This window comes from Actinoplanes rectilineatus (assembly GCF_000962825.1).
Classification (GTDB): domain Bacteria; phylum Actinomycetota; class Actinomycetes; order Mycobacteriales; family Micromonosporaceae; genus Actinoplanes; species Actinoplanes rectilineatus.
Map to the genome: position 1 here is coordinate 1 of NZ_JZKF01000109.1, position 26,879 is coordinate 26,879.

27 protein-coding genes are annotated in these 26,879 nt (G+C 69.1%); 15 read left to right on the plus strand and 12 right to left on the minus strand.

Annotated elements, in window-relative coordinates:
- Nucleotides 1-93: 93 nt before the first annotated feature.
- The gene (locus WH85_RS51210; RefSeq protein WP_157411553.1) at nt 94-345 is read right to left on the minus strand and encodes a hypothetical protein; all 252 of its coding nucleotides are present in this window, start codon (nt 343-345) and stop codon (nt 94-96) included.
- 328 nt (nt 346-673) lie between these two features.
- On the opposite strand from WH85_RS51210, the gene WH85_RS41400 reads away from it, so the two are divergent.
- The 3 genes from WH85_RS41400 (at nt 674) to WH85_RS41410 (ending at nt 2,214) form a co-directional block, all read left to right on the plus strand.
- The gene (locus WH85_RS41400; RefSeq protein WP_245674320.1) at nt 674-1,153 is read left to right on the plus strand and encodes a hypothetical protein; all 480 of its coding nucleotides are present in this window, start codon (nt 674-676) and stop codon (nt 1,151-1,153) included.
- Nucleotides 1,150-1,488, plus strand: coding sequence for a winged helix-turn-helix domain-containing protein (locus tag WH85_RS41405; RefSeq protein ID WP_045747653.1), 339 nt, complete (start codon nt 1,150-1,152; stop codon nt 1,486-1,488). The genes WH85_RS41400 and WH85_RS41405 overlap by 4 nt, the downstream gene beginning before the upstream one ends.
- Before the next feature lie 99 nt (nt 1,489-1,587).
- Entirely contained in the window at nt 1,588-2,214 is a 627-nt protein-coding gene (locus WH85_RS41410) for a DUF6518 family protein (RefSeq protein WP_045747654.1), read from the plus strand.
- Nucleotides 2,215-2,424: 210 nt separating this feature from the next.
- On the opposite strand, the gene WH85_RS41415 is transcribed toward WH85_RS41410, so the two are convergent.
- From WH85_RS41415 to WH85_RS41430, 4 genes are all read right to left on the minus strand, one after another.
- Nucleotides 2,425-4,053 (minus strand): thiamine pyrophosphate-binding protein, encoded by a 1,629-nt coding sequence (locus tag WH85_RS41415; protein WP_045747671.1) that lies wholly within the window; start codon nt 4,051-4,053, stop codon nt 2,425-2,427.
- A 116-nt stretch (nt 4,054-4,169) separates the two neighbouring features.
- On the minus strand, nt 4,170-4,943 hold the full coding sequence (locus WH85_RS41420) for a cyclase family protein (RefSeq protein WP_045747655.1): 774 nt from the start codon (nt 4,941-4,943) through the stop codon (nt 4,170-4,172).
- Nucleotides 4,944-5,006: 63 nt separating this feature from the next.
- Nucleotides 5,007-5,999, minus strand: coding sequence for a pectate lyase family protein (locus tag WH85_RS41425; RefSeq protein WP_052721184.1), 993 nt, complete (start codon nt 5,997-5,999; stop codon nt 5,007-5,009).
- A gap of 256 nt (nt 6,000-6,255) precedes the next feature.
- Nucleotides 6,256-6,624, minus strand: coding sequence for a hypothetical protein (locus tag WH85_RS41430; protein WP_045747657.1), 369 nt, complete (start codon nt 6,622-6,624; stop codon nt 6,256-6,258).
- A gap of 169 nt (nt 6,625-6,793) precedes the next feature.
- Here WH85_RS41430 and WH85_RS41435 point away from each other — a divergent pair, with 169 nt between their 5' ends.
- From WH85_RS41435 to WH85_RS41445, 3 genes are all read left to right on the plus strand, one after another.
- Complete coding sequence (locus WH85_RS41435) at nt 6,794-7,621, plus strand: hypothetical protein (protein WP_045747658.1); 828 nt, start codon at nt 6,794-6,796, stop codon at nt 7,619-7,621.
- Between the two features lie 132 nt (nt 7,622-7,753).
- On the plus strand, nt 7,754-9,157 hold the full coding sequence (locus tag WH85_RS41440) for a family 43 glycosylhydrolase (RefSeq protein WP_045747659.1): 1,404 nt from the start codon (nt 7,754-7,756) through the stop codon (nt 9,155-9,157).
- On the plus strand, nt 9,154-12,003 hold the full coding sequence (locus WH85_RS41445) for a discoidin domain-containing protein (RefSeq protein WP_083449663.1): 2,850 nt from the start codon (nt 9,154-9,156) through the stop codon (nt 12,001-12,003). Before WH85_RS41440 ends, WH85_RS41445 begins: the two co-directional genes overlap by 4 nt.
- Nucleotides 12,004-12,110: 107 nt before the next feature.
- Here the strand turns inward: WH85_RS41445 and WH85_RS41450 are convergent, their stop codons facing one another.
- Entirely contained in the window at nt 12,111-12,491 is a 381-nt protein-coding gene (locus WH85_RS41450; RefSeq protein WP_045747661.1) for a hypothetical protein, read from the minus strand.
- A 290-nt stretch (nt 12,492-12,781) separates the two neighbouring features.
- Between WH85_RS41450 and WH85_RS49545 the strand changes: the two genes are divergently transcribed.
- The 4 genes from WH85_RS49545 to WH85_RS41465 all read left to right on the plus strand — a co-directional run bounded on the left by WH85_RS49545 (nt 12,782) and on the right by WH85_RS41465 (nt 15,529).
- On the plus strand, nt 12,782-13,030 hold the full coding sequence (locus WH85_RS49545) for a hypothetical protein (RefSeq protein ID WP_245674321.1): 249 nt from the start codon (nt 12,782-12,784) through the stop codon (nt 13,028-13,030).
- A gap of 36 nt (nt 13,031-13,066) precedes the next feature.
- Entirely contained in the window at nt 13,067-13,948 is an 882-nt protein-coding gene (locus tag WH85_RS41455; protein ID WP_052721185.1) for a helix-turn-helix domain-containing protein, read from the plus strand.
- Between the two features lie 40 nt (nt 13,949-13,988).
- Nucleotides 13,989-14,258, plus strand: coding sequence for a hypothetical protein (locus tag WH85_RS41460; protein ID WP_045747662.1), 270 nt, complete (start codon nt 13,989-13,991; stop codon nt 14,256-14,258).
- Between the two features lie 77 nt (nt 14,259-14,335).
- The gene (locus tag WH85_RS41465) at nt 14,336-15,529 is read left to right on the plus strand and encodes an alpha/beta hydrolase family protein (RefSeq protein WP_045747663.1); all 1,194 of its coding nucleotides are present in this window, start codon (nt 14,336-14,338) and stop codon (nt 15,527-15,529) included.
- A gap of 69 nt (nt 15,530-15,598) precedes the next feature.
- On the opposite strand, the gene WH85_RS41470 is transcribed toward WH85_RS41465, so the two are convergent.
- From WH85_RS41470 to WH85_RS41490, 5 genes are all read right to left on the minus strand, one after another.
- Nucleotides 15,599-16,822, minus strand: coding sequence for an ABC transporter permease (locus WH85_RS41470; RefSeq protein WP_045747664.1), 1,224 nt, complete (start codon nt 16,820-16,822; stop codon nt 15,599-15,601).
- The gene (locus tag WH85_RS41475) at nt 16,819-17,472 is read right to left on the minus strand and encodes an ABC transporter ATP-binding protein (RefSeq protein WP_245674322.1); all 654 of its coding nucleotides are present in this window, start codon (nt 17,470-17,472) and stop codon (nt 16,819-16,821) included. The genes WH85_RS41470 and WH85_RS41475 overlap by 4 nt, the downstream gene beginning before the upstream one ends.
- Before the next feature lie 8 nt (nt 17,473-17,480).
- Nucleotides 17,481-18,785: a peptidoglycan-binding protein gene (locus tag WH85_RS41480; RefSeq protein ID WP_052721186.1), complete on the minus strand. Its 1,305-nt coding sequence runs from the start codon at nt 18,783-18,785 to the stop codon at nt 17,481-17,483.
- A complete protein-coding gene (locus WH85_RS51945; RefSeq protein WP_045747665.1) occupies nt 18,782-19,708 on the minus strand; it encodes a hypothetical protein in 927 nt (308 codons plus the stop codon). Before WH85_RS51945 ends, WH85_RS41480 begins: the two co-directional genes overlap by 4 nt.
- 67 nt (nt 19,709-19,775) lie before the next feature.
- Nucleotides 19,776-20,177, minus strand: coding sequence for a hypothetical protein (locus tag WH85_RS41490; protein WP_045747666.1), 402 nt, complete (start codon nt 20,175-20,177; stop codon nt 19,776-19,778).
- Between the two features lie 602 nt (nt 20,178-20,779).
- Between WH85_RS41490 and WH85_RS47870 the strand changes: the two genes are divergently transcribed.
- From WH85_RS47870 to WH85_RS41505, 3 genes are all read left to right on the plus strand, one after another.
- On the plus strand, nt 20,780-23,143 hold the full coding sequence (locus WH85_RS47870) for a glycoside hydrolase domain-containing protein (protein WP_052721187.1): 2,364 nt from the start codon (nt 20,780-20,782) through the stop codon (nt 23,141-23,143).
- Between the two features lie 50 nt (nt 23,144-23,193).
- Nucleotides 23,194-24,234, plus strand: coding sequence for a hypothetical protein (locus tag WH85_RS41500; protein WP_045747667.1), 1,041 nt, complete (start codon nt 23,194-23,196; stop codon nt 24,232-24,234).
- A 62-nt stretch (nt 24,235-24,296) separates the two neighbouring features.
- Nucleotides 24,297-24,716 (plus strand): hypothetical protein, encoded by a 420-nt coding sequence (locus WH85_RS41505; RefSeq protein WP_045747668.1) that lies wholly within the window; start codon nt 24,297-24,299, stop codon nt 24,714-24,716.
- Between the two features lie 87 nt (nt 24,717-24,803).
- Here WH85_RS41505 and WH85_RS41510 read toward each other — a convergent pair whose 3' ends face one another.
- Nucleotides 24,804-26,111 carry a radical SAM protein gene (locus WH85_RS41510; protein WP_045747669.1) on the minus strand — a complete coding sequence of 436 codons (1,308 nt, stop codon included), beginning with the start codon at nt 26,109-26,111 and terminating at the stop codon, nt 24,804-24,806.
- Nucleotides 26,112-26,217: 106 nt separating this feature from the next.
- Between WH85_RS41510 and WH85_RS41515 the strand changes: the two genes are divergently transcribed.
- Both WH85_RS41515 and WH85_RS41520 read left to right on the plus strand, forming a co-directional pair.
- Complete coding sequence (locus WH85_RS41515) at nt 26,218-26,694, plus strand: flavin reductase family protein (protein WP_045747670.1); 477 nt, start codon at nt 26,218-26,220, stop codon at nt 26,692-26,694.
- Nucleotides 26,694-26,879: superoxide dismutase [Ni] (locus tag WH85_RS41520; RefSeq protein WP_045747676.1), on the plus strand; the 186-nt coding region annotated here is incomplete at its 3' end. The genes WH85_RS41515 and WH85_RS41520, both read left to right, overlap by 1 nt.

The following is a 26,879-nucleotide window of genomic DNA, read 5'->3' on the forward strand; positions in this document are numbered from 1 at the left end:
CACCACCACCACCACCACCACCACCACCACCACCGAGGATCGCCACGGCGAAGGGATCGCATAGGCACTGGTCACGGCGTTGATCAACTTTAACTAAACGGCATTGAGGAAAAGCCAGACATGTTTCGTGGTCAGGGTGCGAAGCCCATCCGCGTGGTGATTTCGGGCGCGCTGGCCGCCCGAAGTCACCACACCCGTGGCGGTGTGGTGAATACGGGCGCGCTGGACGCCCGAAATCACCACGCTGTTGTGGGTGTGGTGAATACGGGCGCGCTGGACGCCCCAAATCACCACACCCCTGGCGGTGTGGTGAATACGGGCGTGCTGAGCGCCCGAAATCACCACAGAGGCAGACCCTGACTGCGAAAGGGGACTAGCCGTCGACCAGGGCCTATTCAGCGTCCTTCGTGAACCGTGGACGACGGCCGTGGCGCGGCCGGGGCGCGGCCGTCGTCCACGGTTCACGGAGAGCGGTTCACGGAGAGCGGTTCACGGAGAGCGGTTCACGGACGGCGGTTCACGGAGAGCGGTTCACGGAGGGCTCTGCCATCGCCACGGGAGATCGATCTCGGCGCGGCGGCAAGGCCGCTGACGTCCATGCGGAAACTACTTTCCCATCAGGAAAGCAGGTGGTACTTTCCTGATGGGAAAGTTGATGCCCGAGGAGGAAGTCATGAGCACACCCCACGTCCCACCGATCGACGCGGAGCTGGCATTGGCCGAGATGCAGGCCCGGCGCGCGCAGGTGGTGGACACCAATCTCGTGCCCCGGTGGTTCTGGCCGGCTGTCGGCGGCATGATGCTGCTCTTCGTCGCCGCCGTGGAGAGTGCCGTCCCGTGGGTGGTGGCCATCGGCAGCATCGCCTACGCGCTCGGGATCTCTGCGATGATCGTCGCCGTGGTGCGGCACTCGCGGGTCCAGGTCCGGACTGCTCTGATCGGCCGGAGTGGTGCCGCAGCGATCGCCCTGTTCACCATCGCGCTCGTAGTGATCGGTATCGGTCTCGGGTTCGCCCTGGAGGCAGTCGGCGTCCCGATGCCGGCCACTCTCGCCTGCCTGCCGGTGGCGGTCGGCTTGGTTGTCGGCGGTCCGCGGCTGATGGCCCACCTGCGCCGGCTGATGCTCGCCCGCCCGCTGGCCGGATCGCGATGACCGACACCGGGACCGGCCCGGCGCGATTCGACGAGCTGATCCACGCACCGACCCGGCTGTCGCTGGTCAGCCTGCTCGCGGCCACCGAGTGGGCGGACTTCAAGTTTCTGCGCGACAGCCTCGGACTCTCCGACTCGGCCCTGTCCAAGCAGCTCACCACGCTCGAGGACGCCGGCTACCTGGAGATCCGCAAGAGTTTCGTGGGCAAGCGCCCGCGGACCTCGGCCCAGCTCACCCCGGCCGGGCAGCAGGCGTTCGCCGGTCACGTGGCCGCCCTGCAGGAGATCGTGGCGCGGGCCGGGCTGGCCGTCCTCCCCGGCGAACCTGCCCGCTGACCGCGGGCGGCACCCGGCCGAAAGGTAGAGGCCGCACCCGTCCCCGATCCCACCGGAGCCCGATCCGCGGCGCCGGTGGGATCCCTACGATCGACCTTCATGTGGATCAACCGGCCCATCGTCGTCGCCCCGGTGGTGGGCTTCCTGCTCGGTGCCCTGGACTTCGTCTGGATCAAGTTCGTGCCGTTCCCGTTCGGCGGGCTGGGCAACTCGATCGCGGTGTGGGCGGTGGCCGCGTTCCTGCTCACCTTCCTCAGCCGGCACCGGATGGTCCCGGCCGTCGCCGGTGCGGTCGGGATGCTGATCGTCGCGGTGCCGGCCTACTATCTCGCGGCCTGGCTGATCCAGAACGACGACTTGGCGAACATGTGGTCCGACTACGCGCGCCTCTGGATGGGGCTGGGGGTGGTGGCCGGGATCGTCTTCGGTCTCGGTGGGGTGCTGGCCCGAACTGCGGGGCGGTGGCGGGTGCCCGCGATGGGGCTGCCCGCCTCGGTGCTGTTCGCGGAGGCCGTCATCGACCTGGCCCGGATCGGCGACCCGAGCTACCGGACGGGCGAGTTGGTGGAGTACGCCGTCCTGCTGGCCACTTTGGGCGTACTCACCACTGTTTTCGTAGTGCGGAAAGCGCGAGAGAACGGGAAGGCTGTCGCCGTCGCCCTGGCCTGCGCGGTTCCCCTGGCCGCCGGCGGCCATGTCCTGTTGAACGCCACCGGTTTCCAGTAGACACGTCGTCCGCGAGCCGGTGATGACGTGCCGGGAGTTCGACCTGACGCCGGACACAGCCGGTGGCCGGTGGCCGGTGGTGGAACGGTCGGCCTTCACGGTGTTCCCGCAGAACCTGCGTCTCCGCCTGTCACCCGCGACACGGTGACGGTCCGGATCGCCCCTTCCACCGGCTTCCCCGTACCGTCATGCTCGCTTTTGCCCTTTTATTCAGTGTCCGCGGAAGGCCTCCTCCAGCCACCACGACGGGCGGCCTGCGGCGATCTTCGCGTCGACGAGCAGGGGGACGTCACGGGGGCCTGCCAGCCAGGTGGCGACCGGTTCCAGGTCGGCCGGGGTGCGAACGGTGACGGCCTGGCAGCCGTGTCCGCGGGCGACGGCCGCGAGGTCGGTCTCCGGGAAGACGACGGTGTCGAGGGCGTGACCGGCCGGGCCGAAATGGTGGACCTCCGCGCCGTAGGCGTCGTCGTTGTAGACCACGATCAGCATGCCGATGCCCAGCCGGCGGATCGTCTCCAGCTCGGCTATGCCCATCAGGAACCCGCCGTCGCCGCAGGCCGCGACGGGCAGCCGGCCGGGGCGGGCCAGCGCCGCGCCGAGAGCGGTGGCCAGCCCGAGGCCGATCGACTGGAACGCCTGCGTGAAACAGAACCCGTGATGATCGGGAACGGACAGGAACATCGACGGGTATCCCATGAAGTTACCCGAGTCGACGCCGATGACACGCTCGGCGGGGAGCAGATCGTCGAGGGCGACGGTGAGCGTCCGCGGGTCGATGTGGGTGGCGTCGCCGTCGTCGGTGAACGGGACGTCCCGCCAGCGGGCGGCGGTGCTGAGCCGTGCGCGTACCCGATCAGATCGCTGACCGGCGGAGGTCGCACCGCCGAGCGCAGCCAGGACGGCGGTCGCGCAGGCCGCCGTGTCGCCGACGACGCCCAGGTCAGCGCGGTGGTGGGCACCGATCGCGGACGGTTCGAGGTCGACCTGGACGACCGTGGCGGCCGGGTTGATCAGCGCGCCGTGGCGGGTGGTCCACATGGTCAGCGAGGCACCCCAGGCGACGACCAGGTCGGATGCGGTGATGAGTTCGGCGGCGAGCGGCGTGGCGAAACCGCCGGAGACGTCCAGGTTCCAGGGGTTGCCGACGAAAAGCCCCTTGGCCACCGCTGAGGTCGCGAGGAGGGCTCCGCAGGCCTCGGCGAGGTCCTCGATCTCGGCACGGGCGTGCAGCGCCCCGCGTCCGGCGATGAAAATCGGTCGTTGCGCTTCGGTGAGGAGGCGGGTCAAGGCCTGCGTCGACGCAGCCGGAGCCGACAGCGGCACCGGCACCGGCAGGGGCTCCGGGTCGGTGAGCGTGGCCGGCATCGCCTGCACGTCGAGCGGGAGGTTGAGGATCACGGTTCGACGGTCGGAGACCGCGAGTTGCCACGCTGCCGCGGTCTCGGCGACCGCGGTGTCCGGGCCGTGCACGCGGGCGCTCGACGCACCCACCGCGTGGGCGAGCGCGTCCTGGTCGACCCGGAAGTTCGAGCGCAGCGCGGACGCCGCCGGCTCGGCGGCCAGGACGATCATCGGGGTACGGCTCTTCGCCGCCTCCGCGATCCCGGTCATCGCGTTGGTCAGCCCGCAGCCCTGATGCACGCTGACCAGGGCGGGACGGCCGCTGACCCGGGTGTACGCGTCGGCCGCCGTGGCCGCGCCGCCCTCGTGCCGGGTCGCGACGAACCGCACGCCGTGCGCGACCAGGGCGTTCGTCACGTGGAAATTGCCGCTGCCGACCACACCGAACACGTGGTCGGCACCCAGCCGGGCGAGCGTGGCCCCCACGACATCCGCCACGGTCGTCACCGGGCCCGCTCCCGCGTCCGCCGATCTTGCGGGCACTGACCCCTCCCCCGCCGGCCTCCCGCCCACCGGCCTCCCGCCCGCCGATCCGTCGGCCGTCGCGTCGGGAGTCACCGCTCGACCAGGGCCAAGACCCGGGTGGGGCTGCCGGAACCGCCGACGATCGGCAGCGGCGCGGCGATCAGCACCGCGCCCGTCGGTGGCAGCTGCGCGAGGTTCTGCAGCTGGGTGAGGCCGTACTTGCCGGCGCCCAGCAGGTACGAGTGACACGGGAACGCCGGCTCGAAGCCGTGCGCCTGGCCCGCGTCGGTGCCGACCGTCTCCACGCCGACGCCGATCACCGGGGCCTCCTCGGCCAGCCACTTCGCCGCCTCGGCCGAGATGCCCGGGGTGTGCGGGCCGGTCTCGTCGGCGTTCAGGTAGGCCTGCTGATCCTGGGAGCGGGCGTCCCATCCGGTCCGGACCAGCAGCCATCCGCCCTGCGGGAGGGGTCCGTGCCGCGTCTCCCATTCGCGGACGTGCGCGATCTCGAGGAGGAAGTCCGGGTTCTCGGCGACCCGGTCGGCGACGTCGATGACGACGGCCGGGGCGATCAGCTTGGCCGGGGCGATCGCGGCGACGTCCTCGCCGTCCTTCCCGGTGACCCAGTGCACCGGGGCGTCCAGGTGGGTGCCGGTGTGCTCGCCGGTGTGGATGTCGTTCCAGTACCAGGCCGGGCCGCGGTCGTCGTACCGGCTGATCTCCTCGAGGCGGAACGGCACCGTGTTCGCGAACGGCGGCGGCAGTTGCAGGATCGGGGTGTCCGAGGTCAGCGGGGCGGTCAGGTCGACGACCTCGACGGTGCTGTCCCGGATGGCGGCGATGAGATTCTGAAGGGCACCCATACGCGACAGTGTCTCGTGGATCACGCCGCAGCATGATCCACGAGACACCATGTGGGAACGGGATCAGATCTTGCCGGTTCCGGCACCCGCGGTCACGGTCGCCTTGACCGTGCTGTTGGCCTCCGGGGTGTACGAGTAGGGGATCGCCGCGACGCTGGCGCCGTTGCGGACCTGCTCGGTACCCGAGTTGACCTTGTAGTTGTTGAGCACCTTCAGGTTGCCGGAGTCCGAGTCACCGGTCTGGGTGACGGTCGGGCTGTCGACGTTCTCGAAGTAGTTGCGCTCGACGAAGACGCCGGCGTTCTCGGTGGAGGCGACGCCGTACGACCCGATGTTGCTGTAGTAGTTGTTCAGCACGTGCACCGGGTTCGCGAACCGGACCCGCGGGTGCCGCTGGTTGGTGCCGTTGAACCAGTTGTGCACGTACGTGACGCGCAGGTGCCCGGTGTCCTCGGCGGCGTTGTCGTCGCTGTGGCCGAGCAGCATCGACTTGTCGTGGTCGTGCAGCAGGTTCCACGACACCGTGATGTAGTCCGAGCCGCGCTTGATGTCGATCAGCCCGTCGTACGCGGTCGACAGATCGTTGTGGTCGATCCAGACGTTGGTCGTGCTCGACTGGACGTTGATCGCGTCGTCGTTCGCGTTGCGGAACACCAGGTTCCGGATGATCACGTTCTTGACGCCGGAGAGGTTGAATCCGCCGCCGGTGATGCCGGAGCCGGAGCCGACGCCGATCACCGTCTTGTTGGACGCGATGTTGTACATCCCGGAGATCGAGATCAGGCCGGAGACCCGGACGGTCTGCGAGGTGCTGGAGCTGAGCGCGGACGCCAGCGCCGACGCCGTGCTCACGGTGACGACCGTGCTGGCCGAGCCGCCGCTGGTGCCGCCGTTGAGGCTGGCGAAGCCGACCGGGCTGGACTCGGCGGCGAGCGCCGGAGCCGACGGGCCGGCGCCGAGCAGACCACCGGCGACCATGACGCCGGCGGAGAGCGCGGAGACGAGAACGCGGCGGCGGCTGGAGCGAGCCGGGGTCGCGGGTGCCGTTTCAGGCATGGGGATTCCTCCGTTGGGGACGGATTGCCGCCGCGGACGGCGGCCGTATCGGGGGACCGGTCCGCGCGCCGGTGGAAGGCTGCGGTCCGGGGTGGTGCCTCTGCGGATCTGCGTAGGGGCCGGGTGCCGGTGGGGATCCGGAACCCTGCCCTGGCTGCGGGTAAGCGCTTTCCTGACTCGAAGCTAGGCACCTTATCGACATCTGTCAATGCTGACTCGTGCCGACTTTGTTAACCGGTTAACCGGCCGGTAACGATCAGCGGAGCCGATGCCGCCGCGCGTGCCAGAACCAGATGCCGAGCACCAGATAGAGCACGGCGAAGCAGGCCGCCGAGGTCCGCTCGTGCGGTGGCGTCCGGGCGAATGCCGCGCTCGCCGCCAGCAGCGCCGCCAGGATCAGCAGGATCAGCAGGTTGGCGGTATCGGTGAACGCCCACCGGCGAGGATGCCGGCCGGCCTGACCGGCGAGCTCGGCGGTGAGTGCCGAGGTCGCCGCGACCACCAGCACGAACGGTGCGACGGTCCGCCAGGTGTCCGCGACGTCGTCGAACAGGCCGGCGCCCAGCCACGCCGCCACGATGCTCAGCAGCGCCGCCCGCGACACTCTGCCCGGCCGCCCGTCCACGGCACCCGACCCTACCGCCGGGCACCGATCAACGCGGGCGTAGAGACCGAGAACGATCAGCACTGGGCTGCATGTCCATCTATTTGCAACATGTCTAACATCTTGCCGAAAACGTTTTCGTAAGGGAGCGTGAAGTCCCATCCGATCCAGCATCGTCGATGGAGGCTTCATGAGGATACGGACATTCCTCGCTGCCGTGATCGCTGCTCTCACCGTGCTCACCGCGACCCCGGCAACCGCACAGGCCGCCGCTCCCGCCACCTGGAGCCCACCCGCCAACCTGGTCACCCCGCTCAACGAGGTGTGGCAGCACCAGGAGGCGACGTACGGGAACCTCTACGGGTTCCGCAACTACGGCTGGGACCAGATCATGGCCAACGGCGGTTACCTCAACTACTGCGTCCGCTGGGACTCCACGGCCACCGTCACCGCGGCCCAGCGCGACCAGGTGCACGCCACTCTGCAACGCCAGCACCAGAAGTGGATGGACGAGTTGACCGGGCACAACGCCTGGCCGTATTCGAACGTCCCGATCCGGGTGGTCGGCTGGGCGGTCCGGGACCGCTCACTGCTGCAGTGGACCGACTCGTCGGTCGACGTCTACGTGGGCGACATCCGGGAGAACGCGCCACAGTGCTCCGAGCCCTGCGGACGGTTCTTCAACCAGAGCGGGCAGTACCCCAACTGTCCCGGCGGCCTCGCCCACCACTACGACCAGTCGCTCTGGCTGACCGACGGCTTCGGCGGCGGTGCGGGCGGCGACTGGGGCCAGCGCATCGGTCGTGAGTACTACATGGGCAACCTCAACACGGCGAACATCCACATCCTGCTGCACGAGATCGGGCACACCTGGGGCCTGGACGACTTCTACGACTGGACCCCGACCGGCGTCGGCGGCTTCCTGATGAAGGCCGGCTCGGCCACCCAGATCACCGAGTTCGACGCGTGGATGTTCCGCGACTGGTGGCGGCACCTCAAGTCCCGCTACGGCCTCTGACCAGCGCCGTCCCCCGCATTTCCGGCGCCGCGAAGCCCGATCGGGTCATCACGGCGCCGTGTTTCCGGCACCGCAGACCCGTCCTGGCCGGGCCCCACCCCGGCCGGGACGTTCCGGAAGGAGCACCCGTCCATGCCCGTTCGACGCTCCCTCGCCGTGACCGCCACGGCGCTGCTGGCCGTCACCCTGGCCGCCGCGCCCGCGGACGCCGCCAACCCGATCATCACCAGCATCTACACCGCGGACCCGGCACCCCTGGTGGTCGGCAACACCATGTACATCCATGCGGGGCGCGACGAGGCCCCAGCCGGCACGAACAACTTCGTCATGCGCGAGTGGCACGTGCTGTCCTCCACCGACGCGCAGACCTGGACGGACAACGGTGCCCGCGCGAACATCGGCACCTTCGCCTGGGCCGGGGCGGACGCCTGGGCCGGCGAGGTGGAGCCCCGCAACGGAAAGTACTACTGGTACACCTCCGTGAACGGCAACGGTCCAGGCTGGATGAACATCGGCGTCGCGGTCGGCGACAGCCCGCTCGGACCGTTCACCGACGCCAAGGGTGGACCGCTGATCAGTGACAGCACGCCGAACTCGTCAGGTCTCAACATTGATCCGACGGTGTTCGTGGACGACGACGGTCAGGCGTACCTGTACTGGGGTGGGTACTGGGCGCCGCGCGCGGTCAAGCTCGCCGCCAACATGATCGACACGGTCGGCGACGTGATCACCCCGCAGGGCCTCACCAACTTCTGGGAAGCCCCGTGGATGTTCAAGAGAAACAATCTCTATTACCTGATGTACGCGGCAAACGACACCAACGGCTGCGTGACCGACTCGAACTACGCCTGTCAGCGGTACGCGACGGCAACGAGTCCCCTGGGCCCCTGGACGCAGCGGGGCATCGTGCTCGGCCAGGTCTCGTCGACGACCAACCACGCCGGGATCGTCGACTTCAACGGCCAGTCGTACCTCGTCTACCACACCGCGGACGCCCCCGGCGGCGGCAACTTCCGCAGGTCGGTGGCGGTCGACAGGCTGTACTTCAACGCTGACGGCACGATCCAGCGGGTCGTCCCGACAACCGGCGGCGGCAGCGGCTCCGGCACCAACCTGGCCCCGTCCGCGACCGCGTCGACGTCCTACGTGTCCTCCTGGGAGAGCCTCGCCGCGCTCAACAACGGCGGCACGCCGTCGAGTTCGGCCGACCGGTCCAGCCTGGTCTACGGGAACTGGCCGGAGCAGGGCACCCAGTGGGTGGAGTACACCTGGCCCACCGCGCAGTCGATCAACCGCAGTTCGGTGTACTGGTTCGACGACAACCAGGGCATCGACCTGCCCGCATCATGTCGACTGCAGTACTGGAACGGCAGCGCCTATGTTGACGTGTCGAACGCATCAACATGTGGCGTGGCCGCTGATGTTGACAACATCAATACGTTCAACACCGTCAACACGACCCGGCTGCGGCTCCAGGTCACGGCGAAGACCGGCTACTCGACCGGCATTCTCGAGTGGAAGGCGTTCCAGTCGTGAGGCGGCTCAGCGCGTACACGACGGCTCTGGTCCTGATCGTGGCAAGCCTGACCCTTCCCGGACAGCGACCGGCGCAGGCCGCGCAACCCATCGGATTTCCCACCTTTGTCGGCGCCGGATCGATTCCGGCCCCGCCGGTCGGCTACTCCACCGGCGACACCATGCGGGCGATCTACGACGCGGAGGCCTCCGGCACCGACTTCTGGATGGACCGGCTGCTCGCGCGAGTCGGCAACGACCCGGCCGGCACCTGGCTGATGAGCCGCGGGCGGGCCGCCTTCATGTACACCCACAACCCCGCGGTGATCGGTTTCGGCGGCAACGCCGCGTACTGGGACAACATCAGCAGCCAGAACGCCTACGCGATCACCGCCTCCCCCGGCACCTTCACCGAACAGCCCGCCCAGCGACGGCAGACCCCGAGCCACTGGCGCAGCGTGCACACTGCCGGATCGATCCGGCTCGACGTCACCAAGTTCATCACCGCGAACAACACGCTGGTCACCAACATCGCCGTGGCCAACACCGGCACCGCGACGGCAACGGTGGCACTGAACGCCGTCTCACCCTACGCGACCACGGTCAGCGGCACCGAACTGACCGGCACCCGGGCCGTCAAGAACAACCTGACCACGGTGTACCCGCGGTTCTCCGGTGACGGGTTCACCGCCGCAAGCGGGGCGCTGACCCGGTCGGTATCGGTCGCCGCCGGCCAGACGGTCACGGTGAAGGTGCAACTCGGCATGGTCACCACCGAGATCGGTGAGTCGCGCACCGAGTACGACGCCTACCGGGGCCGCACCCCGGCGGACGCCTTCGCCACGCACGTCCGCACCTACAACAGGTGGTGGGCCGACAACGTGCCCTACATCGACGTGCCGGACGCCGCGATCAAGAAGAACATCTACTACCGCTGGTGGTTGATGCGGTTCAACCATCTGGACGCCGACATCCCCGGCCAGGACTTCCAGTTCCCGCAGTCGATCGAGGGTGTGACCGGGTACAACAACGCGATCGCGTTGACGCAGCCGATGCACATCGACGACTTGAAGTACCTGCGCAACCCGGAGTACGCCTACGGGCCGTATCTGGCGGTCGGCCAGTACTCGGCGAACGGCCGGTTCGTCGACAACCCGGGCGACCCGGAGAACTGGTCGAACTCGTACACGCAGTACATCGCCGAGGCGGCGTGGCGGGCCTACGAGATCCACGGTGGCCAGCCGGCCATGCTGCGCAACTTCGCCCGCTACGCCGAGGGTGACGCCGAGGGACAGCTCGCCACCTACGACACGAACGGTAACGGCGTGATCGAGTACGACTGGGGTGCGATGACCGGCAACGACGCCGACGCGGTGTCGTTCCACTGGCGGGCCGGCAATCTGGACAGGGCGGAGACGGCGTACGTCTGGTCGGCCGCGAACGCCGCCCGGGACGCGTATGCGCTGCTCGGCAATACCGCAAAGGCGACCGAGATGCAGACGCTGGCTGATCGGATCCGGACCGGTGTGGTGAATACGCTGTGGAACCCGGATCGGCGGCTGCTGGAGCACAAGCACGTGGCGACCAACACGCACGTGCCCTGGAAGGAGATCAACAACTACTATCCGTACTCGGTGGGGTTGATGCCGAACACCGCGCAGTACCGCGAGGCACTGCGGCTGTTCGCCGACCCGGCGGAGTACCCGATCTTCCCGTTCTACACGGCGAACCAGAAGGACAAGGCCGCCGCGAACACGGGCAGCAACAACTTCTCCACCATCAACTCGACCGTGCAGTTCCGGCTGTACTCGTCGGTGCTGCGCAACTATCCGAACGAGTGGATGAACGCGGAGGACTACAAGAAGCTGCTGTACTGGAACGCCTGGGCGCAGTACGTCGACGGGAACACCGCCTGGCCGGACGCCAACGAGTTCTGGGCCGACTGGAACGGCAGCAGCATCACCTACCGCTCGTGGATCCACCACAACATCCTCGGCAGCAGCAACTGGACGATCATCGAGGATGTGGCGGGACTGCGGCCGCGTACCGATGCAAGGGTTGAACTGTCGCCGATCAACATCGGGTGGTCGCACTTCGCGGTCAACAACCTGCGCTACCGCAACGCCGACCTGTCGATCGTGTGGGACGACCCGGCGGACGGGGTGGTCCGCTATCCGGGCGTCCCGCAGGGCTACTCGATCTTCCTGAACGGCACCCGGGTGGTCACCGTCGCCAGTCTCGTCCCGTTCGTCTACGACCCGGCGACCGGCGCGGTCAGCGTCACGGCGTCCTACAGTGCCGCGTTCCCGAGCCTGCAGGCGCCGCAGAACGTGACGCAGAACAGTGCACGGATGGTCGACGTCTTCGCCAAGGCGGGCGTCGACCTGACCTCCACCACGCCGAACCTGGCCGCCGGGTCCACCGTGACGGCGTCGTACACCACCTCGGGCACCACCACCGCCGCGGTGATCGACGACCTGCCGACGAACGCGCCGCTCTGGGGCAGTCACGGCAGTCCGAACGCCACCGACTGGCTGGAGCTGAACCTGGGAGCCACCCGGACGGTCGACGAGGCACGCGTCTACCTCCGGAACGACCGTGCCACCAACCGCTATCGTCCACCGTCGGCCTACAGCGTCCAGTACTGGAACGGCACGGCCTGGGTGACCGCGGCGACCACGACGGCACCGCAGTCCAACTACAACAAGGTCACCTTCGCGGCGGTCAACACGAACCGGCTGCGCCTCGTCTTCACGCAACCAAGCGGTACCGCGAAGACCGGCGTCACCGAGGTGAAGCTGTATCAGCGCGGCACATCCCGTTCCCCGGCGGCTATCCGACCGTCGTCGGCCGGTACCACGAGGTGACCTTCGCCCCGGTCCGCACCACCCGCCTACGGGCCGTGCTGACCAGCGGATCCTCCTCGGTCGGTCTCCTGAAGGTGAAGGCCTTCGCCTGACGCCGGCTGCGCCTGTCACGCTCCTTCCGGGGTACGCGTGACAGGCGCAGCCGTCTGCCGGTCGAGTCCGGGTGCCACCGGGTAGGCCCCGTTGACCGGAGCACCGTCCGGAATACGGGCGAAGTGGGCCTCGAGGTGCGCATAGGGGTTGTGGCGCATGTCCCGCGCGTGCCCGAGCTCCTGCCGCCGCATCACGACCGCAAGCCGCAGCGCCGACCAGAACCGCAGCCGCCGGGAGGAGTCCAGGGTCGCGAGGAGCCGGGCGAGAGCCTCACGCTCGCGCTCCGGAACGAAGGTCAGGACGATGATCAGGGGGATGACGGCCGAAACGACTTCGCTGAACACGATCAGGAGCACCAGCAGAGCAACGATCCCGGCCACGGTGAAACTGGTCATCGGAGTTCTCCCGTCCAACTCGGGCCGACTATGCATCGTCGAGAGTCCGACCTCGTCGTCCAGCGCGGAGGAAAGACACAGCGTGCGACCCTCAAAGCCACTTCTGGTATCCCACCGTGACCCTCAAGGATGAATATCCACGGCTATGCGGATGATCGCAAGAGCTATCCCCGGACATGAATCGCCCGGATACCGGGCCGTCGGCGGGTGTTCCGTCATCCCGGCGTGTGGTTGCATGAGAGTTATGCGAGTTAACCGCATAGCGCCCCCGGGTGATGTATCGTGCGGCTGTGACAAATCAACCTTTAACGGTCGTTCAGCCTGCTGAACGAGACGGGGCCAAGCCGCAGCTGACTTTCGTCACGAAGCTCTGCGGCGGGGGCAGCTGCCCCACCGTCTACCGCACCGATCGCAACACCTATGTGGTCCAGGGCTACACGCTGCCGGCCGAGGCCGCCGGTCTGGACCTGCCCGCCGGCGAACAGCTGGTGGAGATTCCCGCAGAATTGCTCGCCGAGGCGGTCAAGGCAGCGGGATAACCCGACACGACAGGGAACAGGGAGGGGGCGAGAAGAGTGAGTGACTCGCCCACCTTCACGGGTGGGACCGACGAGCCGGTCGGCGCCGCACTGGCCCGCTGGCGCAAACGCAAGGACCTCTCCGGCCAGGCGCTCGGAGCCATGGTCGGCATCAGCCAGGCCAAGATATCCCGCCTGGAGAACAGCGTCTCCACCCCGGATCCGCAGGACGTCCGGCGCATCGCCGAAGCCATGGAACTGCCCGACGACGAGATCGAACGTCTCGTCGCCCTGGCCGACCGGTCGAGCGAACAACTCGTGGACTGGCACTCCACCGAGCCCGGCCTCCCGGAACGCCAGCAATATCTGCGCCATCTGGAGTCGTCCACCCGCGAGGTCCGCATCTTCCAGCCCGCGGTCGTCGTCGGTCTCCTGCAGACCAGCGAGTACGCCCGGGCGATCCTCACCGCCCTGCGGACCGAACTGGCCGACGACCAGATCGCCGATTCGGAGCAGACCGTCTCGGCAGCGGTCACCGCGCGCATGGAACGCAGCCAGGTCCTCTACGACCCGCACCGCGAGTTCCGCTTCATCATGGCGGAGGCGGTCCTCACCAACCAGGTGTGCGAGCCGGCCGACATGCTGGCCCAGATCGAGCGCCTGCGTAAGCTCGCCGAGTTGCCGAACATCGACATCAGGTTCGTCCCGCAGGACGCGGTGTGGTCGGTGGCACCGTTCCACGGCTTCGAGCTCATGGGCGACCGGCAGGTGTTCGTGGACCTCTTCAACACCAGTCTGGTCTCCCGGGGCCGCCGCACGGTGCGCCACTACCAGCGGGTGTTCGAATCCTTCGAATCGGTTGCCGAAACCGACATCGGCCCCGTTCTCGACGCTCACCAGAAGCGATATCTGAGGATTCTGCAGGAAGCTGTCGCATGACCGGTTGTCACTGAGCGAAGTTCGTTCATACCGTGGAGTCATGACGACCCACGAGGCTTCCGTCACCGAGGTGCCCGCATCCACCGCGGGCCCACGCCTGGAGATCCTGGCCGGTCAATGTGGATCCGGCACCTGCCCCACCGTCTACCGCGCCGGCCCGGAGAGGGTCGTCGTGCAGGGCTACACAGTCACCGCCGAGGACGTCGGCGTCGAGGTGCCCGAGGGCGAGCGCCTCGTCGAGATCCCCGTCGACGTCCTCCTGGCGGCAGCCGACCGGGTCCGGCAGAACGGCGGCGGTCCGACCCCGTAGTGGTGGTGCTGGATATACCCCGGAACTATCTCCAGCACTACTGCGCCCACCATGGGCGGTCGGGTTGGCTGTTCGGCATGACGAGAACCTTTCCTGGTGTACGCCGCAGCGCCGCAGCCGTCACGGTGGCGGTCGCGATGGCCGCGGGAGCCGCCCCGCTGGTCCTGTCCGCGCCGGCCGTCGCGACTCCCCCTGCCGGTGCCGAGAGCACGGCCGCGGCACGGATCGTGCTACCGGCACCGACCGGGGCGTTCGCCGTGGGGCGGGAGTCGCTGCACCTCGTCGACCGGAGCCGGGCCGATCCGTGGGTGCCGGGCAACCGGCGCGAGCTGATGGTGTCGATGTTCTATCCGGCCGCGACCGAGGCCGGGCCGCCGGCGCGCTACCTCACCACCGCCGAGGCGCAGCTGTTCATCGAGGACCGCGGGGTCGGTGACTTCGTCGACGCGGCGACGCTCAGCGGCACCCGGTCGGCGGCGCGGGAGTCCGCACCGCCCCGGCGCGGGCGGTATCCGCTCGTCGTGCTCTCCCCCGGCTTCACGCTGCACCGGCACACCCAGACGCACCTGGCCGAGGAACTCGCCAGCCGGGGTTACGTGGTGGCCGCGATCGACCACGCCTACGAGTCGTCCGGCACGACGTTCCCCGGCGGCCGCACCCTCGGCTGCGTCGCCTGCGACATCGCCGCCGAGGCGGACGCCACGGTCTACCCGCAGGTCTCCGCCGGTCGCGGACGGGACGCGTCGTTCGTGCTCGACCGGCTGACCGGGGCACGACCTGCCTGGCGGCACGCGGGCCTGATCGACCGCACCCGCATCGGCATGGTCGGACACTCGATCGGCGGCAACGCCACCGGCTCCACGATGATCGGCGACCAGCGGGTTCGCGCCGGCATCAACATGGACGGCACGTTCTTCGACCCGATCCCCGCGGCCGGGCTGAACGGCCGGGCGTTCATGATGCTGGGCACCACCGAGCACGCCCCGGGCGGCCGGGACACCTCCTGGGACCAGGCGTGGACGAACCTGGACGGCTGGAAGCGCTGGCTCAGCATCACCGGCACCGGCCACCTCAGTTTCTGCGACACCCCGGTCCTCGCCGAACAGGCGGGCATCCCGAGCGGCATCACCCCGATCTCCGCGGACCGCACCGTCGAGCTGGTCCGGACGTACGTGACGGCCTTCTTCGACAAGCACCTGCGCGGCACCGACCGGCCGGTCCTCGACGCGCCGACCGCCGCCAACCCTGAGATCGTCTTCCACCAGCCCTGACCAGTCCACCCTGACGGCGGTTGAGGCAGCGGCAGGCGGCATGGGGGCGGGATGGGGCAGGATGCCCGGTCAGCGCTGGAGGGCCTGGACCGGGGGGATGCGGGCGGCCCGGGTGGCCGGGATCAGGCCGGCCAACATGCCCGCCACGGTGCTGACCGCGCACGCGGCCAGGGCCGACGAGATACCGATCACCGGGGTCCACCCATTCGCCAAGGAGACCACGCAGGTGGCGAGGACGCCCAGGAAGACACCGATGGTGCCGCCCAGGGCTCCCAGCGCACCGGTCTCGAGGATCAACTGGAGGAAGATGTGACGGCGGCGGCCGCCGACCGCACGCCGGAGGCCGATCTCACCGGTTCGGGCGGCGATACCGGCGGTGGCCGCGTTGCCGATCGAGACGGTGCCGATGAGCAGGGCGGCAGCGCTGATCATGACGGTGGACTCGGTGACGCTGGATTCCACGTCGTCGCGGAGGGTTCTCGGGTCCGGTGGGGCTGTCGCCCGTAGGTCAGCGGGTGCCTCGGGGCGCAGCGCGAGGGGCGCCTGACGGCTGATCAGCTGGGCCGCGCCCGGGGCGGTCTCGATCAGGACGTCGGGGGCCGCCGTGCTGTCCGACAGGGCGGTGGCCACCGCGTACGGCATGATCACCGCGGCCATCGCCTCGGGGCGTCGGGCGACGTCGCGGTAGATGCCCATCACTGTGTACGCCCGGTCGTCCAGGAACACCGCTACGCCGGCTCTGGTGATGCTCAGGCGCCGGGCCGCCGGCTCGGACAGCAGCACCACCGGCGTGGCGTGGCGTTCCTGGAAGTCGTCGTAGACGCGGCCCACCGTCAGCTCGGGCGCCATCACCCGGACCGCGGCCGGGTCGGCGCCGATGACCGGGAACGACGGGGCGGTGGCCGCCTGGTCCACGGTCCGGGCGATCGGCCGGTCGCTCAGCACGGTGCGCCGTCCCGCGTGCACCACACCGTTGAGCCGGCGCAGGCGGGACAGGGCGGTCTCCTCCAGCCAGCTCGCCGACGTCACGCCGGTCTCCGGCTGGACCATCACCTCGGTCGCCCGCCGGCTGTCGAACGCCGACGACACCTGCTGGTTGAGGGTGGTGCCCAGGCCCAGACTCGCCACGAAGGCCGCCGCGCCCAGGATCGTCCCGATCACGGTGGCCAGCGACCGGCCCGGATGCCGCAGCACCGACAGGGACGCCTCGACGAACAGGTCGGCCCAGCGCAGCCGGGGTATCCGGAGGCGGATCCGCCCCTGGTCCAGGTCGACGTGCCGGGTCCGTCTCACCGTTCGATCACCACGCCGTCGTGCACCTGGAGACGGCGGCCGCCTTCGGATGCCACCGCCTCGTCGTGGGTGACCACGACCAGCGTGAGCCCGCTCGTGTTGAGTTTGCGCAGCAGCGCCAGGACCGTGTCCGTGTTGTCGCTGTCCAGGTTCCCGGTCGGCTCGTCGCAGAACAGCACCCGTGGCTCCCCCGCGACCGCCCGCGCGATCGCCACCCGCTGACGTTCCCCGCCGGAGAGCCGCCGCGGGTCCGCCGCCATCCGGTGCGACAGGCCCATCCGGTCCAGGGCCTCGGTCGCCAGTTGCCGGCGCCGGCGCCGCCCGTGCGGACCGTACAGCAGGCCGATCTCCACGTTCTCCAGCGCGGTCCGGCCGGGCAGCAGATGGAACGCCTGGAAGACGAAGCCGAACACCTGGCCGCGGATCGCGCCGCGCAACGCCTGCCCGCCGGTGGCGGTCTCCACGCCGCCGACCGTGTACGACCCGGTGGACGGCACGTCCAGCAGGCCGAAGACGTTCAGCAGGGTGGACTTGCCGGACCCCGACCGGCCGGTGATCGTCACGTAGTCACCGGCGGCGACGTCCAGGTCGGTGTCGCGCAGCGCGTACACCGGTTCGCCGTCCTGGTAGGTGCGGGACACACCCCGCATCCGGAGCATCACGACGCCGACGAGCCCACGACCACCGGCACGCCGTCGGTCAGCAGGGACTCGTCGCCTTCGACGATCTCCACCCAGCCGCCGGCGATCTGCCCGGTGGTCACCGTGACGTCGACCGGTTCCCCGGAGGCGGGTACCACGGTGACGAAGGTGGAGCCGTCCGGCCGGGAGTAGAGCGCGGTCACGGGTACGGCGAGCACCTCGCCCCCGTCGCCGGAGCCGCGGGAGGTGACGGCGACGTCGAGCCGCAGCGACCGGTCGACGCCGCCGCCGATCGGGTCGCCGGTAAACGCGAACCGCACCTCGAAGCCGTTCGAGCCGTCCGTGCCGGCGACGGGTTGCGTGCCGATCGAGGTGATCTCGGTGTCCGCCTCGTCGCCGGTGAGGTCGTCCACGGCGGTCGCCGGCAGTCCTTTGCGCAGCAGGGCCGCCTGGTCCCGGTCGGCGATCGCGACCACCGTCGACGCCTGCCCGTCAAGTTCCAGCAGGACGGCGTCCGGGTCGGTCAGCACCTGGCCGACCCGGGCCCGGACCGTGGTGACCTTCTTGTTCGCACCGTCGGTCACGAGGACACCGGCCTGCGGGATCCGGCTGGTCACGGCGAGGCGGGCGGTCCGCAGTGTCTGGTCGGCGGCGTCCACGACCGCCTGGGCCTCGGCGACACCGGTCTTCGCCTTCTTGGCCGCGGCGAGCGCGGTCGTCGCGGCGTCGACGGCGGCCTCCTCGGTCGCCGTCCCTTCGCCGCCGCCGGCGCCGGACGGGTAGCCGCGGTCCCGGTAGAAGCGGCTGACCTGCCGCTGGGTGGCCGTGTCGAAGGTGCCGGTGACGGTCACCGAGTATCCGACACGACGCAGCGCCCGCTGGATCTCCTTGACGTCCGGGCCGGCCAGTCCGGCGGTGACGTCCCGGTAGAGGGGGAACGCGAGGTTCAGGACGATCATGGGCTGACCGGCGCGTTCCAGAACCACCCGGCCTTCGCGCAGCCGGTTGCCCTTCTTCACCGGCACCTTCGTGACCACGCTGTCGGGGCCGACGGCAGTGGCGGGCACCGGCACGGGGGTGCTCTTGCCCGGGGCGAGCCGGCCGCGCAGCACCACGGGTTCGACGAGTTCCCGGCGGGTGGCGTCCGCGGTGACCAGGGACGCCTGTGGTGGTGCCGCGTCGGCGGCGACCTGTTCCGGGGACCGCAGGCGCGGGCCGATCAGGGCGGCGGCCGCCGCGATCACCAGGACGACCAGGATCAGCGCGGTGATCATCAGGAGGAAGCGGCGGCGGTGGCGTACCGGGCCGTCGGTGCCGGTCACTGTCCGCCGATCAGCGCGGCGGCCTGCTTGGCGAGTTCTTCGACCTGCGGGTTCAGCGCGGTCAGCCGGTCCTCGTTCTTGGCGACGAGTTCCTTCTGCACGTCCACCACCGCGGTCGTCTGCTTCTCGGCGATCCCGGTGTCGCGGCGGCAGCGGAACCAGCTGAGCGCGAAGTCGGTCTCCCGCTCGGTGGGCTGGTAGCGGCGGGCGGGTGTCGCCGGGCCGACCTCGACCGTTCCGGCCACGCCCTTGGGCTCCCATTCCTCCTCGGCGCCGGCGGTCAGACCGAGGGGTACGCCGAAGAGCCCCGGGTCCGGGTAGCGGTAGAAGTCGTCCTTCTTGGTCGTGGTGTAGCCGTCCGCGGAGAGGCAGGAGAGCAGCGTGTCCCAGTTCGCCCTGCCGACCCGCTCGTTGACGGTGAGGTGGAACGGCATGCTCAGCGCGTTGCCCAGGTCGAAGTAGGAGTAGTAGACCTTCTCGGCGGTGTCCGACAGCCTTTTCCAGGCCTCGGTGAAGCACCGGTCGGAGGCCCGGTCGTAGTTGGCGTCGAAGCTGACCACCGACGGCGGCACGGCCGGTTCGTCCTGGCCGAAGCCGTGGGCGCGGGCCTCGTCCTCGGACGCCGGGCCGAAGGTGCTAGCCGTGACGACCAGTTGCGGGAACGGGTTGCGGGGGCCGGCGGACATCACCCGCAGGTTCTGCGGATACCCGTTGTCGGCGAGGCACTGGTTCTGCACCTTGAGCTGGGCGTAGTCGACGACGCCCAGGCTGTCGCCGTGGAAGATGGCGAACGGCTGCTCGATCGCCGGCGCGGTGCCGCCGGCTGACGGGCTGGTGTCGCCGGTGGCGGAGCAGCCCGCGAGCGGCATCAGCGCGACGACGGCCGCGGTGGTGACGGCCCGCCGCAGGGACGTTCGGCGCATGTGTTCTCTCCTCGCGGAACTGCACGGGTGGCGCCGCGAGGGCGCCACCCGCGATGGTCGGTACTGGTTACGGGCAGCGCTTGTGGGACTGGTTCCAGGCCGAGATGGACTGCCTCTTGGTACGCGCGATCGTGGCGTACCCGTTGCGGTAGCCCGTGGACGCGTAGAGGGTGACCGAGCACTCGGTGTCCCGGTTGTAGATGCCCTTGGCGCTGCTGTCGAAGTCGAGCACCGGGTAGAGGTCCGGGACGTTGCCCCAGGTGTCGTCGGTGTGGTTGGAGTCGCTGTACCAGAAGTGGCGCTGGAAGGTGCTGGTGCTGAACGAGTCCCAGATCCACTGGAAGCAGATCTCACCGCTGTTGCAGGCGGCCTTCTGGTCGCCGCGGTCGACGGCCTGGGCCGGGCTCGGCGCGAAGGCCAGGGCCGCGGCGCCGATCAGCGCGGCGGCGAAGATGCGCAGGGAACGCATGACGGGGTCACCCTCCTGAGGGTTCGGTGGCGCGGCGGATCGCCGCGCGTGTCTGACGAATGGGCCCGGATGAGCCACAACGAGGTGTGGCGGGACACGAAGGGCCTGTCGATCGCCGATATCAGCGGGCACGATGAATGGCGCCCGTCACGGGCTCATGCGCATGTGATCGAAAAGAAATAAAACCGTCGATTGCCGTACACCCCGTTGATAACCGATGCCCAGACGGGCCGCGTCACGTTAACGCCATGATCGCAATCTGTGCAAGCATGCAAATTCAGCTATGGTGAAGATCACCAGCATCGAGTGCCATGGTGGTCGGTTCGCAATTTGTCCATTGGGGACTCCGCTTGGGGATTACCTGCCGAAACAGTGGTTCGGCAGGGTTCCGGGCCGGATTCACCTCGGCCAGCGTTGTCACTTCGGGGCCATTATCCGATCTGGACGGCCTGCTAGCATCCCGTCCACAGGTCCGGCGAGCGGGGGCTCCGGAACACGGCCGACACATTCGTGCCATTCCTCCGTACGCCGCCTGAAAGGAATTGCTCCCTCGTGGAGAAATGCGGGGCAGGTCCCGCGCAACGGAGGCGAAGCTTTCAAAAATGGTCGACGAAATGGTTCTCAAGGCGCAGAAGTGGGTCAATACCACTTACGGCGCGGTAGCCGGGTACAACAGGTGCGCCGAAGACGGTTCCACCGGTTGGTCCACCATCTATTCTCTGACCCGGGCGCTCCAGCACGAACTGGGGATCACGTCACTGGTCGACAATTTCGGGGCCACCACCCTCAGCAAGCTGACCGCGCACGGCAACGTCAGCGAGTTCTCCTCGAACCGGAACATCCGGACCATCGCCGAGGCAGCCCTGTACTGCAAGGGCTACAGCGGCGGCGGCGTGGACGGCGACTTCGGGATGTCCACCCAGGTCGGCCTCTCCGCCCTGGTCGAGGACATGGGGCTGTACGGAACGGTGCCGGTCGGGGTGATCACCCCGAAGATCTTCAAGGCGCTGCTGACCATGGACGCCTATGTCCTGATCAGCGGCGGCAGCGGAAGCATCCGGACCTGTCAGCAATGGCTGAACAAGACCTACACGGGTCGCGGGCAGTACTTCATCGGCCCGTGTGACGGCAAGTTCTCCCGCAACGTCCAGGTGGCCCTGGTCCTGGCCATCCAGTACGAGCTCGGCATGACGGACAGCCAGGTCACCGGCTACATCGGCCCGGGAACGAAGACCGGCCTGCAGACCGCGGGCCGGGTCAGCACGAGCACCGGCACGGCGAACTGGATCCGCCTCTTCCAGACCGCGATGGCCTGCAACGACTACTACAACGAGTGGGGCGACGCGGGCGGTTCCTTCCCCAGCAAGCTCGCGAGCACCGTGCGGGCGTTCCAGGAGTTCTGCAAGCTTCCGCAGAGCGGCGAGGGCGACTTCGCCACCTGGATGTCACTCCTGGTGTCGACCGGTGACCCGGACCGGCCCGGCGAGGCGATCGACGTCATGTACCCGCTCAACCGCACCACCATTGCCACGGTGAAGAGCCTGGGATACAAGTACGCCGGGCGCTACCTGACCGGTGGCACCAACAAGGTGCTCACCCACTCCGAGATCGCGCTGATCTTCGACAACGGCATGTCGATCTTCCCGCTGTACCAGGAGTGGGGCGACAAGGTCCAGTACTTCAGCTACGACCAGGGCTTCGAGGCCGGCCGGGCGGCGTACCAGGCGGCGGTCAAGTTCGGTTTCCCGGCCGGCACCGTCATCTACTTCTCGGTCGACTTCGACGCGCTGGACACCGAGATCAGCAGCTACGTCATCCCGCATTTCCGCGGGGTCGTCGACGGTGTCCGGCAGAGCCCGACCGATTACGCGGTGGGCGTCTACGGCTGCCGCAACGTCTGCATCCAGCTGGCCGCGGCCGGCCTGACCAGCCGCAGCTTCGTCAGCGGCATGTCCACCGGGTACAGCGGCAACCTGGGGTACCCGCTGCCGAACAACTGGGCGTTCGACCAGATTCGCAACTACACCGTCACCAGCGGATCCAGCCCTCTGGAACTGGACCACGACGTCGTCTCCGGCCGCGACCTGGGCGTGAACAGCGTGACCCGGCCCCGGGACCCCAACGACGCCTTCTACACCTACCTGATCTGGCTGGAGGCCCGCGCCTGGCAGTGGCGTGAGGAGAAGGGGCATACCACCTACTCCCAGGCCGAGCTGGTCGGCCAGTGGCTGCGCATGCTCGACGGCGTCACCAACAACAAGGTGTACGGCTGGTGGAAGGCGCAGCTGCACGTCTCCGACGAGGTGTTCGGCGAGTTCGACCAGGACTTCATCGACTACGTCAAGAGCACCCCGGGCCGGCCGGACCTGATGCCGCTGCGCGACCCGGTGCACCTGTGGGACAACGACATCACCCACTTCGGGGCGTCGTTCGGCGCCGTGGTCAGCCAGGGCATCGCCCCCGACCGGTCGATGTCGTCGATGTCGGACTTCGGCTCCTGGGGTGGTGACCTGCTGAGCATCCTCGGCCAGATCAACAAGGAGGGTGTCGGCGAGGCCGCGGCGTATGCGTACGCCAAGGACCTCATCGCCGCCCGCGCCGACAACACCTACTTCGACCTGATGGACTACATGGCCGACGTGGACGCCCTGGTCATGGGCGTCCAGTGCCGGGCCGACCGGACGCTGCTGCTGTCCGACCTGTTCAAGCACTACTACGGCAGCACCGGCGCCGCCAACGGACGGTTCGTGACGTTCATCGGCAACCGGTTCGGCACTCGCGCCACCATGCAGGCGGCCGCCGAGTCGATGTTCGACACCATGGTCGGCGGGCGCGCCACCGTCATCCGTGACCTGTTCTGGCACGAGCAGGACTTCGGCTTCGCCACCCCGGCTCTCGTCTCCTCCAAGGTCCGCACAGCGGTCGCCGAGGCGTTCGCGGACGTCGCCACCCGGTTCGCCTCGTGACCGGCGGCCGTACCGGACATCCCGCAGAGCCGACCAGACAAGGAACAGGCATGGCTTCGAAGCTCTCCCGCCGGCAGCTGCTGACCGTCGCCGGGCTCACCGTAGGCACCGCCTGGGTGGAACTCGGCGGCTCCCCGTCGGCGGCGTACGCCGCACCGGCCGGCGACCTGGTTCTCGAACCGGTCCCCGACCACCCGGTCCGGGTCCTCTCCCCGGACGGCGGCGCGCCCAGCGCCGTCCCGCGCCAGCTCGCGGTCCGGGTCCGCAACGACGACGTGGTCCTGCCGACGGGCACCGCGCTGAAGGTCACCTTCGAGGGCCGCCTGTACGCCGTGCTGCCGGCGCCGCTGCTCACCCTGGGCGGCCGTCGGCTGGCGGCCACCGCGACCACCGCGCCGGACCCGGCGACCGGCCTGACCGTCTGCACCGTCACCCTCGGCGAGCAGGTCCCGGCCCGGACCGCGGACACCGGCGACCTGATCGCGGTGGTGGGCACGGTCAACCCGTACACCTTCCCGTACGACATGGTGCGCAAGCCAGCCGACCCGATCGCCGCGGTCGGCGAGACCACCCGGGTACCGGGGGCCCGCCGAAACCTCAAGTCAAGCCGGCCGTCGTCGTTCGGCACGGCCGTGACGCCCTGGGGTGTCGAGGTCGCCGGCGGCTGGACCCGGCTCACCTGGGGACCGGACGGACGCTACTGGTACTGGTACCCCACGCTGGTGTCGGTCCGGGGCACCGGTCCCGGGCGTACGCCCGCCGCCGCGTTCGCGGTCACCGTCGACCCGCAGATCGTCACGGACGTCACGGTCACCGGCGCCCGGCTGAACGGCGAGCCCTACGCCGTCTCGAAGATCACCGTGTCGGAGGAGACGGTGACCGGTTCGCTGCGGCGGCTGCGGTGGACCGCCAAGGCCCGGCTCGACGCCGGTGACCAGCTCGACGCGGAGCTGACGGTGGTCACCCGTACTCCCGCGGGAGCCTTGGAGACGATCACCCATCCCGTAGTGTCCACCAGCATGGCGGCCCACCCGGGCGCCCGGCAGACCGGCCTGATGTCGGTCTCGCGGGCGGACTCGTCCTGGGAGTAGCGATTCCCCGCCGGTGGTGCCTGCGGGCCACCACCGGCGGGCAGTGCGAAAGTGAGAACGTTGTGTCGTCGTTTCCCTGGTACGACGGGATCGCCGGGGTCCTGGTCCTCGGCACGTGGGTGGCAGCCTGGTGGCGCAGCCGGCGGTTCCGTCTCCGGTTCGCCCTGCTGGCCCCGGCCGCAGCGATCGCCGGCATCGTGCTGGCCCTGGTCGTGACCGTCGAGACGGGCCGCGCGGCCGCCGACTCGTGTGCCGGCACCGACTGCCATGACGTCGCCGGTTTCACCGCCCGCCTCGACAGCCCGGACGGCTTCGCCGGGCTGCTCGGCGCGAACGCCACGGTGGCCCTGTTCGTCGCGGTGCCGCTCACGGCCGTCACCCTGATCGTGGAGTACATCCTGCTGGTCCGCCGGCAGAACCGGGAGGACCGGGCGCTGGCCGAGGAGGCCCGCCGGCGCAGGGAGGCCTCCCGCGGCGCATGAGCCGGCGGCGGGGGACGGCCGGGACCGGCCGCCCACCCGCCCACCGCGAGTCAGGTGACTCCCGGTGACGCGTACCCGAAAAGGATCTCAGTCCTCGGCCGGCAGGCTGTCCATGAAGGAGCTGACCGAGAAGACCGCGCGGCCGGGCCCGGGCTGGCCGTAGCCGGGCGGGCTGGTCAGGCCGTTGGCCTCCATCGTCGCGCGGTACGCCTCCAGCAGCCGGATGTGGTACTCCAGGGGCGCGCCGTTGGGGTTGGTCTTGCCGAGCGGCGTGGTCGGCTCGGGGCACCAGGTGGTGAAGCGCGGGGTGATGCCGCGCGACATGAAGTACTGCAGGCCCTCGGTGGTCGACTCGATGGCCTCGTCGACGGTGCGGAACCCGAACGGCTCGGCCATCTCGATGCCGGCGACGAAGTTCGGGATGACGTTGCGCGGGCCGAAGATCTCCGCGGAGTCGAGGATGCGGCGGTGCCACTCCTCGCGGCCGACGTAGCGTTCCTTGCCGGGGCAGTGCAGTTCGAAGAGCCGCTTGTCCCAGACCTCGTAGTTCGGGTGGTAGATCTGGATGCCGTAGTCCTTGAACCGCTGGACGTCGGCCTTCGGCAGCGCCTGGGCGACGACCTTGCCGATCCAGCGGCCGGGGAAACGTTCCTCGATCGCCTGGGCGTACTGGCCGTAGAAGTCCGCCTCCGCCTTGCCGCCGACCTGCGAGGTGATGCTGCCACCGGTCAGGGTGTAGGCGGTCGAGGCCTTGAGCGTGTCGTACTTGTCGATGATCTCGAGGGCTTCGAGGACCTCGTCGACCGGTTTGACACCGGTGTACGGACGCCCGGCCGCCTTGTGCTGGCGCCAGTTGTGGTTGATGTCGCAGTACTGGCATTCTTCCTTGGCGCCGAAGTACTGGCACACCCGGAAGACCGTCAGGTAGACGAGGTAACCCCACTGGATGGTGGGTGCCACCTCCATCACCGACTTGCCGTTCGCCAGCGTGTGCCGGTAATACTCCGGCATCGGCGGCAGGCCGACCTCGGCGATGGCCCGGCCGTCCAGGAACAGCATCAGGCGGCCGTCGGCGTCCGGTTTCACCCGGTACGGTGAGTCCGGGTTGGTGCGCACCGACACCACCGTGCGGCGCAGGTCGTAGGGGCCGCCGGTGAGGACGATCTCCTCCGGCGGCCGGCGCAGCGCGGCCTCGCCCAGTTCGGGCAGGGTCCGGTGGTCGAACGAGAAGATGAAGTACGACTTGGGTTTCACCTCACCGTTCTCGTTGTCGGTCAGTGCCGAGTCGTCGAACGCCAGACCGCCACGCAACAGGTCTTCCTTGATCACCGCCTCGCGCGGGACGTGCGGAAACCGCCCCATCAGGTCTTCGATCACATCTGTACGCGTCTGCATGTACCCCTCCCAGCCGGACCGTAGCACTCCGGCCCGCGGGCGGCCGGAGGCCTGAGACGCTGCTCACCGTTGACCTGAAGTGAAGTTGAGGTTTTAGGTTTCGACCGTGGAACACAGCAGTGACCGGTTCAAGGCCGCCTTTCGCAGGTACCCGACGGGCGTGGCGGTGGTCAGCGCCCCCGGACCGGTGGGCCTGACCGTCTCCAGCGTGTCGTCCGTCTCGGCCGACCCGCCGGCCCTGTCCTTCTCGGTGCTCGACTCGCCGTCCGGGCGGGCGATCGTCGGGGCGCCGAGTCTGGTCGTCAATCTGCTGGGCACCGACCACGCCGATCTGGCCGGCGACTTCGCCCGGTCCGGCGGCCCGCGATTCACCCCGGAGCAGGGCTGGAGCACGCTGCCGACCGGCGAGCCGTTCCTGGCCGGGGCGCTGGCGAGTCTCCGCGTCGAGCCGTTGCACCAGGTCCGGGTCGGTGGTTCCACCGTGATCGTGGCGGCGGTGACCGAGGTGCTCCTCGGCCCGGTCAGCGGCCGGCTCGTGCATCACGACCGCCAGTTCATCACCACCCACAGCGAAGGACACTGATGGCACTCCCCCGTTTCCTCACTCCGCGCGTGACCGTCAGCGCCCACTGCGACCTGCCGTGTGGCGTCTACGACCCGGCGCAGGCCCGGATCGAGGCCGAGTCGATCAAGGCCATCGCCGAGAAGTACCAGGCGAACACCGACCCCGAGTTCCGCACCCGGGCGATCCTGATCAAGGAGCAGCGC